The following is a 12,134-nucleotide window of genomic DNA, read 5'->3' as shown; positions in this document are numbered from 1 at the left end:
GAGCCTTTGAATGATCTCTACCTTGCGACGTGGCCTGTTGGTATTACTCGCGGCCCTGCCGTTGATGGCTAACGCCGTGGCAGCGCCCTCAGCGCACGATATCGTGCAGGACACCACCAATCGGCTACTTGCCGATCTGTCGGCCAATAAAGAGAAGTACAAGCAAGACCCGCAAGACTTCTATGCGGCGCTGAACACCATCGTCGGACCTGTTGTGGATGCCGAGGGCATTTCCAAGAGCATCATGACGGTCAAATATTCGCGCAAAGCCACGCCTGCGCAAATGAAGACCTTTGAAGAAAACTTCAAAAAGGGTCTGTTCCAGTTCTATGGCAACGCTTTGCTCGAGTACAACAATCAGGGGATCGTCGTCGATCCTGCCAAGGATGAGTCGGGAAACCGTACAAGTGTTGCCATGACGGTCAAGGGCACCAACGGCGCGATCTATCCTGTGTCCTACACACTCGAAAAGATCAACGGCGAGTGGAAGTTGCGCAACGTGATCATCAACGGCATCAACATCGGCAAGCTGTTCCGCGATCAGTTCGCTGATGCGATGCAGCGCAATGGCAACGACCTGGACAAGACCATCAATGGTTGGGCCGGGGAAGTCGCCAAGGCCAAGGAAGCCAGCCAGAAGCAAGCACCCGAGACGCAAGCTCAATGAGCGTGTCGGCGATTCGCATGAGCGAATCCGGCGAGCTGATGCTCAGCGGCATGCTGGATTACCGCACTGGCCCCGGTTTGCGTAAACAGGGGCAGGCGCTGATTAAATCCAGCAAGGCCGCTGCGCTGGTAGTCGATTGCTCGGCAGTGTTGAAGTCCAGCAGTGTCGGCTTGTCGCTGCTGCTGTGCTTCATGCGTGATGCAGAGGCGGCCGGCAAGGCGCTGAGCATCCGCGGGATGCCAGAAGACATGCGTGAAATCGCTCAGGTCAGTGAACTGACCGAGTTGTTGGCGCATCCCTAACCGCATCTATAAAGAAGCCCCCCGTCAGAGTCCTGCTTCGCGGGGTTCGCAGGCGCGGGGCTTTTTTGTATGATGTCCGACCCGCGCGCACAGGGCGCCGATTGAGGTTGAGCATGCAGGCCGTAGAAGTGAAGAGCTTCCTTGAAGGAAAGCTGCCAGGAACCCTAGTAGAAGTCGAGGGCGAAGGCTGCAACTTTCAGCTGAACGTGATTAGCGATGAACTGGCGGCGTTGAGCCCGGTGAAGCGTCAGCAGCAGATCTATGCCCATTTGAACCCGTGGATCACCGATGGCAGCATCCATGCGGTCACTATGAAATTTTTCAGCAGCGCGGCCTGGGCCGAGCGCACCTGAGCCCAAGGGCGTCGAGATTCTTATGGATAAATTGATAATTACCGGTGGCGTTCGTCTTGATGGCGAAATCCGCATCTCCGGGGCAAAGAACTCTGCCCTGCCGATCCTGGCTGCAACCTTGCTGTGCGATGGCCCGGTGACCGTTGCCAACCTGCCGCACCTGCACGACATCACCACCATGATCGAGCTGTTCGGTCGTATGGGCATCGAGCCGGTGATCGACGAGAAACTCAGCGTCGAAATCGACCCGCGCACCATCAAGACCCTGATCGCTCCGTACGAACTGGTGAAAACCATGCGTGCGTCGATCCTGGTGCTGGGGCCGATGGTTGCACGTTTCGGTGAAGCCGAAGTCGCACTGCCTGGCGGTTGCGCCATTGGTTCGCGTCCGGTTGACCTGCACATTCGTGGCCTCGAAGCCATGGGCGCTGTCATCGACGTCGAAGGCGGCTACATCAAGGCCAAGGCACCTGAAGGTGGCCTGCGCGGTGCGCACTTCTTCTTCGACACCGTCAGTGTGACCGGTACCGAAAACATCATGATGGCAGCCGCTCTGGCCAAGGGCCGCAGCGTTCTGGCAAACGCCGCTCGCGAGCCTGAAGTCATCGACCTGGCGAACTTCCTGATCGCCATGGGCGCCAAGATCACTGGCGCCGGCACCGACACCATCACCATCGATGGCGTCGAGCGTCTGCACCCGACCACTTACAAGGTGATGCCTGACCGTATCGAGACCGGCACCTACCTGGTCGCAGCTGCTGTGACCGGCGGCCGTGTGAAGGTCAAGGACACCGATCCGACCATTCTCGAAGCCGTTCTTGAGAAACTCAAGGAATCGGGTGCCGAAATCACCTGCGGCGAAGACTGGATCGAGCTGAACATGCACGGCAAGCGGCCAAAAGCCGTTAACGTGCGTACCGCTCCATACCCGGCGTTCCCGACCGACATGCAGGCGCAGTTCATCTCCCTCAACGCCATTGCCGAAGGCACTGGCGCTGTGATCGAGACGATCTTCGAAAACCGCTTCATGCACGTTTACGAACTGCACCGCATGGGCGCTCACATCCAGGTCGAAGGCAACACCGCCATCGTTACCGGCATCGAAAAGCTCAAGGGCGCGCCAGTGATGGCCACCGACCTGCGTGCTTCGGCCAGCCTGGTGATCTCGGCATTGATCGCTGAAGGTGACACCTTGATCGACCGCATCTACCACATCGACCGTGGTTACGAGTGCATCGAAGAGAAACTGCAGATGCTCGGCGCCAAGATCCGCCGCGTACCGGGCTAGTTTCTGCTGCATGGGCGCAGGGACGCGCCCGTTGAATTCGTTTCAAGTCGAGCCGTTTCCGGCTCGATGTGTGTCCGGCGCCATTTGCGACCGGGCATGAGTACCTTGATAAGGATTGACGTTTCCCATGTTGACCATCGCACTGTCCAAGGGCCGCATCCTTGACGACACCCTGCCGCTTCTGGCTGAAGCGGGCATCGTGCCGACCGAGAATCCGGACAAGAGCCGCAAGCTGATCATCCCCACGACCCAGGCCGATGTACGTCTGCTGATCGTGCGCGCCACCGATGTACCGACTTACGTCGAACATGGTGCCGCTGACCTGGGCGTCGCCGGTAAAGATGTGCTGATGGAATATGGCGGCCAGGGTTTGTACGAGCCGTTGGACCTGCGAATTGCCCTCTGCAAGTTGATGACCGCCGGCCGTGTCGGTGATGTCGAGCCCAAGGGCCGCCTGCGTGTGGCGACCAAATTCGTCAACGTTGCCAAGCGCTACTACGCCGAACAGGGCCGTCAGGTCGACATCATCAAGCTCTATGGCTCGATGGAACTGGCGCCGCTGATCGGTCTGGCAGACAAGATCATCGACGTGGTCGACACCGGCAACACCCTGCGCGCCAATGGCCTGGAACCCCAGGATTTCATTGCCGACATCAGCTCCCGGCTGATCGTGAACAAAGCTTCGATGAAAATGCAGCATGCCCGTATCCAGGCGTTGATCGACACCCTGCGCAAGGCAGTGGAGTCTCGACACCGCGGCTGATTTACCTGCGCGACGTTAAGTCGCGCCCGTCTATCCGCCTCATAGCCAGAATACTCAGGTGCCCAAGCGGATCGATGGTAGCTTCGGGTACCTGAGTTTTTTGCCATTCCTATGAGGCTCTCGCTATGACCGCACCGACTGCAATTCGCCGACTCAACGCTGCTGACCCGGATTTTGCACATCATCTGGATCATCTGCTGAGCTGGGAAAGTGTGTCTGACGACTCGGTCAATCAGCGGGTGCTGGACATCATCAAGGCCGTGCGCGAGCGTGGCGATGCGGCGCTGGTGGAGTTCACCCAGAAGTTCGACGGCCTGCAGGTCGCGTCCATGGCGGACCTGATCCTGCCTCGTGAGCGCCTGGAACTGGCCCTGACCCGAATCACCGTGCCGCAGCGTGAAGCGCTGGAAAAAGCCGCGTCCCGAGTACGCAGCTACCACGAGAAACAGAAGCAGGATTCCTGGACCTACACCGAAGCCGACGGCACCGTGCTCGGCCAGAAGGTCACGCCGCTGGATCGCGCCGGTCTGTACGTACCCGGCGGCAAGGCGTCGTACCCGTCCTCGGTACTGATGAACGCGATTCCGGCCAAGGTGGCCGGCGTGACCGAAGTGGTCATGGTAGTGCCGACGCCGCGTGGCGAAATCAACGAGCTGGTGCTGGCCGCCGCTTGCATCGCCGGCGTCGACCGCGTGTTCACCATCGGCGGCGCCCAAGCGGTCGCGGCGCTGGCTTACGGCACCGAAAGCGTGCCGAAGGTCGACAAGGTGGTCGGTCCGGGCAACATCTATGTTGCCACCGCCAAGCGCCACGTGTTCGGTCAGGTCGGCATCGACATGATCGCCGGCCCCTCCGAAATCCTCGTGGTCTGCGACGGTCAGACGGATCCGGACTGGATCGCCATGGACCTGTTCTCCCAGGCCGAGCACGACGAAGACGCCCAGGCGATCCTGGTCAGCCCGGACGCCGAGTTCCTCGACAAGGTCGCCGCCAGCATCGCCAAACTGCTGCCGACCATGGAACGCGCCGAGATCATCGAAACGTCGATCAATGGCCGTGGTGCGCTGATCAAGGTCCGCGACATGGACCAGGCCATGGAAGTGGCCAACCGCATCGCACCGGAACACCTTGAGTTGTCCGTTGCTGATCCGCAGGCCTGGCTGCCGAAGATTCGCCACGCGGGTGCGATCTTCATGGGTCGTCACACCTCCGAGGCCTTGGGCGACTACTGCGCCGGCCCGAACCACGTGCTGCCGACCTCCGGCACCGCGCGTTTCTCCTCGCCGCTGGGTGTCTACGACTTCCAGAAGCGTTCGTCGATCATCTTCTGCTCCGAGCAGGGTGCGTCGGAACTGGGCAAAACCGCTTCCGTGCTGGCCCGTGGCGAGTCGTTGACCGCTCACGCGCGCAGTGCCGAATACCGCATCGTTGACGATAAGAAGGACAGCTAAGCATGAGTAAATTCTGGAGTCCCTTCGTCAAGAATCTGGTGCCTTACGTGCCGGGCGAGCAGCCGAAACTGGCGAAACTGGTGAAGCTCAACACCAACGAAAACCCGTACGGTCCATCGCCAAAAGCCTTGGCGGCGATGCAGACCGAACTGAATGACAACTTGCGTCTGTACCCGGACCCGAACAGCGATCTGCTGAAAAACGCAGTAGCCAGTTATTACGGCGTGCAGAGCAATCAGGTATTTCTCGGCAACGGTTCCGACGAAGTACTGGCGCACATCTTTCACGGCTTGCTGCAACACGATCATCCAGTGCTGTTCCCGGACATCAGCTACAGCTTCTATCCGGTTTACTGCGGGTTGTACGGCATTGCCTTCGACGCGGTGCCGCTGGACGAGCAATTCCAGATCAACCCGGCGGACTACGCCAAGCCGAACGGCGGGATCATCTTCCCGAATCCGAACGCACCGACGGGCTGCCTGTTGGCGCTGGACGCGGTTGAGCAAATCCTCAAGGCGAGCCCGGATTCAGTAGTCGTGGTGGATGAGGCTTACATCGATTTCGGTGGTGAGACGGCGATCAGTCTGGTGGACCGTTATCCAAACCTGCTGGTGACCCAGACCCTGTCCAAGTCCCGTTCGCTGGCCGGCCTGAGGGTGGGGCTGGCGGTGGGGCACCCGGATCTGATCGAGGCGCTGGAGCGGATCAAGAACAGCTTCAACTCCTATCCGCTGGATCGTCTGGCAAATGTCGGTGCAGCCGCAGCGTTCGAAGATCGCGAGTACTTCGACAAGACCTGCCGGTTGGTCATCGAGAATCGTGAAAAGGTCGTTGCGCAACTGCAAGCGAAAGGCTTTGAAGTGTTGCCGTCGGCGGCGAACTTCATCTTCGCCCGTCATCCGAAACACGATGCGGCAGGGCTGGCGGCGAAGTTGCGTGAGCAAGGCGTGATCGTTCGGCACTTCAAGCAGGAACGGATTGCCCAGTTCCTGCGGATTTCCATCGGTACGCCAGAGCAGAATCAGGCGCTGATCGACGGCCTCGGCGACCTGTAAGACTTCCCCGATCCTGTGGGAGCGTGGCTTGCCCGCGATAAACGATAACGCGGTCTACCTATTGCACCGCGGTGTCCCCATCGCGGGCAAGCCTCGCTCCTACAGGGGTTTGTGGGTTACTCGTGATGCGCTTCGCCGAGGAAGGTCAGCGACGTGAACAGCCCACGCGTGGCCACATCCGGGTTGTCCTTCAGCGAAATCTCCATCTGCGCCGAAATCACATTCAACCCTTCATTACGCACCAATACTTGCGCCCGGCCCTCTGCGTCGGTCTCGGTGCTCAAGGTATTCGGCGCGCTACGATAGTCGCCTACCAACTTCACGCCCGCCGCCGGCTTACCATCCAATAGCACTCGAACCGGTAACGATTTACCCGGCCCGACAGTCAACGGATCAACCTCCGGCAGAATCAGCAGTTTCATCTGATCAAGCTTCGGCAGTTTCGCCCCCGGCTGGTAGATCGCCAGGCTGTACTTGAAGGTCTGGGTCGACTCAATGGCCCCCGGTACTTTGCTGCGTCCTTCGTTGATCCATTTTTTATCCGGCGTCTGCGACCACATGCCATTGTCCAGCGCCACGGCCATCACCGCCGGCGGTTTCAACGGCTGCAGGCGGGCGTGGTCGGCCAGCCGTTGCACGCTCACCGGGATCATTTTGCCGGCGACGTCATAAGCCCACGCGCCACTGATTTTCTGCGCCTTGAAGGCGTTATCTTCGGCGCCGTGGCCGTAGATGACTTCAATGTTGCCGCGACGTTCTTCGGTCCACAGGCCATGGGCCGAGACTTCAGTGGCGAACAGCAGTCCAAGCAGCGCCAGGGGTTTGAGGTTTTGCATGGTGATTTCCTTTTACAGATTGAGTGTCAGGCTGACGGTGAAATTGCGCGGCTCGCCGGGGTTGACCCAGTAGTTGCTGTAAGAGCGCTCGAAGTATTTTTCGTCGAAAAGGTTGTTCAGGTTCAGGCCCACGGTGACGTTTTCGCTGGCCTTGTAATGGGCCAGCAGGTCGACGGTGTGGTAGGCCGGCAGTTCGAAATCGCTGCCGGCTTCGCCCGACCGATCACCGACATAGGTGAACGCTGCGCCAAGGTCCGAGCCGCGCAAATGACCATTCTGAAATTCATAAACGCCCAGCACACTGCCGCTGCGTTTGGCCACGCCGAGAATTCGGCTGCCGGTGGGAATCACCTTGTCGCCTTGGGTGACTTCGGCGTCGATGTAAGCGAAAGCACCGATCACTCGCACGGCATCGGTGACTTGCCCGGTGACTTGCAGGTCGACACCCTGGCTGCGAGCCTTGCCCATGGCGCGGCTGGAATCAGTCGCCGGATCGAGCGCCAGGACGTTTTCCTTTTCGATATGGAAGGCGGCGAGGGTGCTGCTCAAGCGGTCGTCGAACAGTTCGCTCTTGAGCCCGACTTCATAACCGACGCCTTCTTCCGGGTCGAAGGATTTGCCGGCGGCATCCAGGCCGTTGTTCGGTTTGAACGAGGTGGAGACGTTGGTGAATAACCCCACTTCGGGCGTCAATTGGTAGAGCAGCCCGGCCCGTTGGGTCAGTGCGTCGTGGCGCTGGCGGCTGGTCGCATTGCGGCTGTGATCGTCGATGCTTTGTTCGAAATGTTCGAAGCGCGCACCGAGCATGCCGCGCAGTTTGTCGGTGAAGACGATCTGGTCTTGAAGGTTCAACGCCCGACTTTCGACGTGCTCGAAGAAGTCGGTCCCGGAGCGTGCGCCATTGGGTTTCGGCTGGCCATAAATCGGCCGGTAGATATCGATGGCGTAAGGACCGCCGGCAATGGTTGTGACCCGTTCGTTCTTGCGGAAATTCTCGTATTCGCTGCAGATCAGCAGTTCGTGTTGCCAGCTGCCGATGTCGAACATACCGCGCAGTTCGAGCTGGGTGATGCTGTCGTGCCAGTTGGTGTCGCGCTCGCGATAGCGGCGGTTGACGGTATGGCCGTCGGCGTTCAAGGGGCGAGTTTCGGAGGCGGAGCCCCAGAGCTTGCCTTCCTTGTAATGGCTGGCGAGGCGTAGTTTCCAGCGGTCGTTGAGATGATGTTCGAGGGCGGCTTGCAGCAGATTGTTGTGGTTGTCGATGTTGCCGTCGTTGGGTTCGCCAAGAAAGGTCGAACGGGAGACACCGCTCCATTTATTGTTCGGCGCGACGATACCGCGATCGAAGGTCGAGCTGTGGCGCACGAACTCGCTCTCCACCAACAGGCTGGTGTCCGGGTTCAGTTGCCAGCTGAACGAAGGCGCAACGAACACGCGCTGACTGTCGATGTGATCGCGGAAGCTGTGGTTGTCCTCGACAGCCAGGTTCACCCGGGACAGAACATTGCCGTCAGCATCCAGCGGTGTGTTGACGTCCACGGCGGTGCGATAACGATCCCAACTGCCGGCGCTGGTTTGCAGTGTGGTGAAGGCTTCGGGCTGGGGTTTCTTGGTGACGATGTTCACCGTGCCGCCCGGATCGCCACGACCGTAGAGGCTGGCGGCCGGGCCTTTGAGCACTTCGATGCGTTCGACGTTGGCCACGTCCGGCGAGCTTGGATAGCCGCGGTTGGCGCTGAAACCATCCTTGTAGAACTCCGACGTGGTGAAGCCGCGCACGCTGTATTCGTAGAGTGTCAGGCCGCCGAAGTTGTTCTGTTTCGACACGCCACCGGCAAAATCCAGCGCGCGTTCGACGCTGGTGCTGCCCAAGTCCTTGAGCACGCTGACGGGAATCACACTGATCGATTGCGGGATATCGCGAAGGGCGGTGTCGGTTTTGGTTGCGCTGGAGGAGCGCGTGGCGCGGTAACCCTGGACCGGGCCAGTGGGGGATTCGTAGTCGGAGGTGACGCTGATGGCGTCCAGCTCAACGGTTTGCGCTTCTTCGGCGAAGACCGGATCCCCCAGAAAACCGAGGGCCAGGCCGGCGAGGGAAACCATTGTTCGAGACGACATGTTATGTTGTTCCAATAGTGATATTGAAACAATATAACATGCCTAATGAGAATGTCTGCTGTTAACGGCTTTGCAGTTATGGAGCTGCTGAGGCCGCAGCTCCTCTCGGCTTACTCTTGTTCTTTTTCCTTGATGGGAGCAGGTGGCGGACGCAGACCGATCTCGGCGGTGAGCTTGAGCTCTTTGCCGTTGCGCATCACCTGGATCGTCACCTTGTCGGTCGGTTTGATCCGCGCGACCTGGTTCATCGAACGACGACCATCGCCGGCCGGTTCGCCGTCGATGCTAAGGATCACGTCGCCCAGTTGCAGGCCGGCCTTCTGTGCCGGGCCGTCACGGAAAATCCCCGCGACCACAATGCCCGGGCGCCCCGACAGGCCAAACGATTCCGCCAGTTCCTGGCTCAGCGGCTGCACTTCGATACCGAGCCAGCCGCGAATCACCTGGCCGTGCTCGATGATCGACTTCATCACTTCCATGGCCAGTTTCACCGGGATGGCGAAACCGATGCCCTGCGAACCGCCGGACTTGGAGAAGATCGCCGTGTTGATGCCGGTCAGGTTGCCGTTGGCATCCACCAGTGCACCACCGGAGTTGCCGGGGTTGATCGCCGCGTCGGTCTGGATGAAGTCTTCGTAGTTGTTCAGGCCCAGCTGATTGCGCCCGGTGGCGCTAATGATGCCCATGGTCACGGTCTGGCCGACGCCGAACGGATTGCCGATGGCCAACGCCACGTCGCCGATGCGGATATTGTCGGAACGACCGACAGTGATCGATGGAAGATTCTTCAAGTCGATCTTCAGCACCGCGAGGTCGGTTTCCGGGTCGCTGCCGATCACTCGGGCCAGGGTTTCACGCCCGTCCTTGAGCGCCACCACAATCTGGTCGGCGCCGCTGGTCACGTGGTTGTTGGTCAGCAGGTAACCTTCCGGGCTCATGATCACGCCGGAGCCAAGGCTCGACTCCATGCGCTTCTGTTTGGGCGAGTTGTCGCCGAAGAAGCGGCGAAACTGTGGGTCCTCGAACAGCGGATGGTTCGGTTTGTTGACGACTTTGGTGGTGTACAGGTTGACCACCGAGGGCGCAGCCGTGGTCACCGCGTCGGCATAGGACACCGGACCCTGTTGCATGGTGGTGGTTTGCGGGGCTTGTTGCATGTTGACGTCAAGGCTTGGAAGCCCGACCCACTCCGGGTAACGCTGGATGATTAACAGAGCGATAAGCACGCCGGCCAACAGCGGCCAGCCGGAAAAACGCAGCGCCTTGAGCATTAAGCACGTCCTGAGAGGTTGCAGGCGGTATGAGACCGCCCATAATGTCGCGCATTATACGAGGCGAAACGTGCCTCTGAACGGGATATTTAGGAGTCTTTTATGGCCGTCGCCCTGAGCACCCTGGTCGAAGAAGCCGACCGTTACCTTAACAGTGCAAAGATTGCCGATTACTGCCCCAATGGGTTGCAGGTCGAAGGCCGGCCGCAGGTCATGCGCATCGTCAGTGGCGTCACCGCCAGCCAGGCATTGCTCGACGCCGCTGTGGAAGTCCGCGCCGACCTGATACTGGTGCATCACGGCTATTTCTGGAAGGGCGAGAATCCGTGCATCACCGGGATGAAGCAGCGCCGGTTGAAAACCCTGCTCAAGCACGATATCAGCCTGTTGTCTTATCACTTGCCGCTGGATCTGCACCCGGAAGTCGGCAATAACGTTCAGCTGGCACGTCAGCTCGATATCACTGTGGAAGGTCCATTGGATCCGGACAACCTTAAAGTTGTCGGTCTGGTCGGTTCATTGAACGAGCCGGTGACGGCCCGGGATTTTGCCCGTCGCGTACAGGAAGTCATGGGCCGCGAACCGTTGCTGATCGAAGGCAGCGAGATGATTCGCCGCGTTGGCTGGTGCACTGGTGGCGGCCAGGGTTACATCGATCAGGCCGTGCTGGCTGGCGTTGACTTGTACCTCAGCGGCGAGGCGTCCGAGCAGACCTTCCACAGCGCCCGGGAAAACGACATCAGTTTCATCGCCGCCGGTCATCACGCCACCGAGCGTTATGGCGTGCAGGCGTTGGGCGATTATCTGGCCCGGCGCTTTGCCCTCGAGCACATCTTCATCGATTGCCCGAATCCTATCTGAATCACCCATACCCACTGTAGGAGCGAGCCTGCTCGCGATGGCTGCGTCACATTCGACATTGATGCGACTGACACACCGCTATCGCGAGCAGGCTTACTCCCACAGGACCCGGTGCACCCGAACGGGCAGGTATATTCATATACCCTTTCGATCTAGTCGGCGTCCTGATTAGAAGAGGACGCTGTGCTAGGATTCCTCGCTCGAACACGGCCCGCTGGCCGTCCATAAGATCGTTTTCGTGAGTAGCCATGGTCGACAAACTGACGCATCTGAAACAGCTGGAGGCCGAAAGCATCCACATCATCCGCGAGGTCGCCGCCGAGTTCGATAACCCGGTGATGCTGTACTCCGTCGGTAAAGACTCCGCCGTGATGCTGCACCTTGCGCGCAAGGCATTCTTCCCGGGCAAGCTGCCGTTCCCGGTGATGCACGTCGACACCCGGTGGAAGTTCAAGGAAATGTACGCGTTCCGCGACCGCATGGTCGAAGAGCTCGGCCTTGACCTGCTGGTACACGTGAATCCCGAGGGTGTTGCGCAGGGCATCAACCCGCTCACCCACGGCAGCGCCAAGCACACCGATATCATGAAAACCGAAGGCCTCAAGCAGGCCCTCGACAAGTACGGTTTCGACGCCGCTTTCGGTGGTGCCCGTCGTGACGAAGAGAAATCCCGTGCCAAAGAGCGCGTGTATTCCTTCCGTGACACCAAGCACCGCTGGGACCCGAAAAACCAGCGTCCAGAGTTGTGGAACGTCTACAACGGCAAGGTCAACAAGGGCGAATCGATCCGTGTTTTCCCGTTGTCGAACTGGACCGAACTGGACATCTGGCAGTACATCTACCTCGAAGGCATCCCGATTGTGCCGCTGTATTTCGCCGCCGAGCGCGACGTCATCGAGATGAACGGCACCTGGATCATGATCGACGACGAACGCCTGCTCAATCACCTGAGCGATGAAGACAAGGCGCGCATCGTCAAGAAAAAGGTCCGCTTCCGTACGCTGGGCGACTACCCGTTGACCGGTGCGGTCGAGTCCGAGGCCACCAGCCTGACCGACATCATTCAGGAAATGCTCCTGACGCGAACTTCCGAACGCCAGGGCCGGGTCATCGATCACGATGGCGCAGGCTCGATGGAAGAAAAGAAACGTCAGGGTTATTTCTAAGGG

12 protein-coding genes are annotated in these 12,134 nt (G+C 59.6%); 9 read left to right on the top strand and 3 right to left on the bottom strand.

Translation table 11 applies throughout. From position 1 onward, the window contains the following. Nucleotides 1-10 precede the first annotated feature (10 nt). From ACQ4OB_RS25500 to hisC, 7 genes are all read left to right on the top strand, one after another. The gene (locus tag ACQ4OB_RS25500; protein WP_074873796.1) at nt 11-667 is read left to right on the top strand and encodes an MlaC/ttg2D family ABC transporter substrate-binding protein; all 657 of its coding nucleotides are present in this window, start codon (nt 11-13) and stop codon (nt 665-667) included. Further along, nucleotides 664-969: an STAS domain-containing protein gene (locus ACQ4OB_RS25495; protein WP_074873797.1), complete on the top strand. Its 306-nt coding sequence runs from the start codon at nt 664-666 to the stop codon at nt 967-969. Before ACQ4OB_RS25500 ends, ACQ4OB_RS25495 begins: the two co-directional genes overlap by 4 nt. 113 nt (nt 970-1,082) lie before the next feature. Beyond that, nucleotides 1,083-1,322 carry a BolA family protein gene (locus tag ACQ4OB_RS25490; RefSeq protein ID WP_007912386.1) on the top strand — a complete coding sequence of 80 codons (240 nt, stop codon included), beginning with the start codon at nt 1,083-1,085 and terminating at the stop codon, nt 1,320-1,322. 22 nt (nt 1,323-1,344) lie between these two features. Beyond that, entirely contained in the window at nt 1,345-2,610 is a 1,266-nt protein-coding gene (gene murA / locus ACQ4OB_RS25485; protein ID WP_046052892.1) for a UDP-N-acetylglucosamine 1-carboxyvinyltransferase, read from the top strand. Nucleotides 2,611-2,737: 127 nt separating this feature from the next. Next, nucleotides 2,738-3,373 carry an ATP phosphoribosyltransferase gene (hisG, locus tag ACQ4OB_RS25480; RefSeq protein ID WP_007901570.1) on the top strand — a complete coding sequence of 212 codons (636 nt, stop codon included), beginning with the start codon at nt 2,738-2,740 and terminating at the stop codon, nt 3,371-3,373. Between the two features lie 125 nt (nt 3,374-3,498). Next, a complete protein-coding gene (gene hisD / locus ACQ4OB_RS25475; RefSeq protein WP_074873798.1) occupies nt 3,499-4,824 on the top strand; it encodes a histidinol dehydrogenase in 1,326 nt (441 codons plus the stop codon). Between the two features lie 2 nt (nt 4,825-4,826). Further along, nucleotides 4,827-5,879, top strand: coding sequence for a histidinol-phosphate transaminase (hisC, locus tag ACQ4OB_RS25470; RefSeq protein ID WP_430956694.1), 1,053 nt, complete (start codon nt 4,827-4,829; stop codon nt 5,877-5,879). Nucleotides 5,880-5,995: 116 nt separating this feature from the next. On the opposite strand, the gene ACQ4OB_RS25465 is transcribed toward hisC, so the two are convergent. The 3 genes from ACQ4OB_RS25465 to algW all read right to left on the bottom strand — a co-directional run bounded on the left by ACQ4OB_RS25465 (nt 5,996) and on the right by algW (nt 10,104). Continuing rightward, nucleotides 5,996-6,715, bottom strand: coding sequence for a DUF4198 domain-containing protein (locus ACQ4OB_RS25465; RefSeq protein ID WP_074873800.1), 720 nt, complete (start codon nt 6,713-6,715; stop codon nt 5,996-5,998). Nucleotides 6,716-6,727: 12 nt separating this feature from the next. Further along, entirely contained in the window at nt 6,728-8,833 is a 2,106-nt protein-coding gene (locus tag ACQ4OB_RS25460; protein WP_430956693.1) for a TonB-dependent siderophore receptor, read from the bottom strand. A gap of 110 nt (nt 8,834-8,943) precedes the next feature. Continuing rightward, complete coding sequence (gene algW, locus ACQ4OB_RS25455) at nt 8,944-10,104, bottom strand: Do family serine endopeptidase AlgW (protein WP_074873802.1); 1,161 nt, start codon at nt 10,102-10,104, stop codon at nt 8,944-8,946. A gap of 102 nt (nt 10,105-10,206) precedes the next feature. Between algW and ACQ4OB_RS25450 the strand changes: the two genes are divergently transcribed. After that, nucleotides 10,207-10,965: a Nif3-like dinuclear metal center hexameric protein gene (locus tag ACQ4OB_RS25450; protein ID WP_074873803.1), complete on the top strand. Its 759-nt coding sequence runs from the start codon at nt 10,207-10,209 to the stop codon at nt 10,963-10,965. A 248-nt stretch (nt 10,966-11,213) separates the two neighbouring features. Continuing rightward, nucleotides 11,214-12,131: a sulfate adenylyltransferase subunit CysD gene (gene cysD, locus ACQ4OB_RS25445; RefSeq protein ID WP_030128620.1), complete on the top strand. Its 918-nt coding sequence runs from the start codon at nt 11,214-11,216 to the stop codon at nt 12,129-12,131. Nucleotides 12,132-12,134 lie beyond the last annotated feature (3 nt).

The organism is Pseudomonas sp. ES4, from assembly GCF_050586665.1.
Lineage (GTDB): Bacteria > Pseudomonadota > Gammaproteobacteria > Pseudomonadales > Pseudomonadaceae > Aquipseudomonas > Aquipseudomonas frederiksbergensis.
Note: the sequence above shows the minus strand (reverse complement) of the source record. Positions and strands in the feature narration are given on the sequence as shown.

Bases quoted from the DNA above. Each gene is read 5' to 3' on its own strand.
- hisD (WP_074873798.1), top strand. From the start codon at position 3,499: ATGACCGCACCGACTGCAATTCGCCGACTCAACGCTGCTGACCCGGAT.
- algW (WP_074873802.1), bottom strand. From the start codon at position 10,104: ATGCTCAAGGCGCTGCGTTTTTCCGGCTGGCCGCTGTTGGCCGGCGTG.
- ACQ4OB_RS25495 (WP_074873797.1), top strand. From the start codon at position 664: ATGAGCGTGTCGGCGATTCGCATGAGCGAATCCGGCGAGCTGATGCTC.
- hisG (WP_007901570.1), top strand. From the start codon at position 2,738: ATGTTGACCATCGCACTGTCCAAGGGCCGCATCCTTGACGACACCCTG.
- ACQ4OB_RS25450 (WP_074873803.1), top strand. From the start codon at position 10,207: ATGGCCGTCGCCCTGAGCACCCTGGTCGAAGAAGCCGACCGTTACCTT.
- ACQ4OB_RS25490 (WP_007912386.1), top strand. From the start codon at position 1,083: ATGCAGGCCGTAGAAGTGAAGAGCTTCCTTGAAGGAAAGCTGCCAGGA.
- ACQ4OB_RS25460 (WP_430956693.1), bottom strand. From the start codon at position 8,833: ATGTCGTCTCGAACAATGGTTTCCCTCGCCGGCCTGGCCCTCGGTTTT.
- ACQ4OB_RS25500 (WP_074873796.1), top strand. From the start codon at position 11: ATGATCTCTACCTTGCGACGTGGCCTGTTGGTATTACTCGCGGCCCTG.
- hisC (WP_430956694.1), top strand. From the start codon at position 4,827: ATGAGTAAATTCTGGAGTCCCTTCGTCAAGAATCTGGTGCCTTACGTG.
- ACQ4OB_RS25465 (WP_074873800.1), bottom strand. From the start codon at position 6,715: ATGCAAAACCTCAAACCCCTGGCGCTGCTTGGACTGCTGTTCGCCACT.
- cysD (WP_030128620.1), top strand. From the start codon at position 11,214: ATGGTCGACAAACTGACGCATCTGAAACAGCTGGAGGCCGAAAGCATC.
- murA (WP_046052892.1), top strand. From the start codon at position 1,345: ATGGATAAATTGATAATTACCGGTGGCGTTCGTCTTGATGGCGAAATC.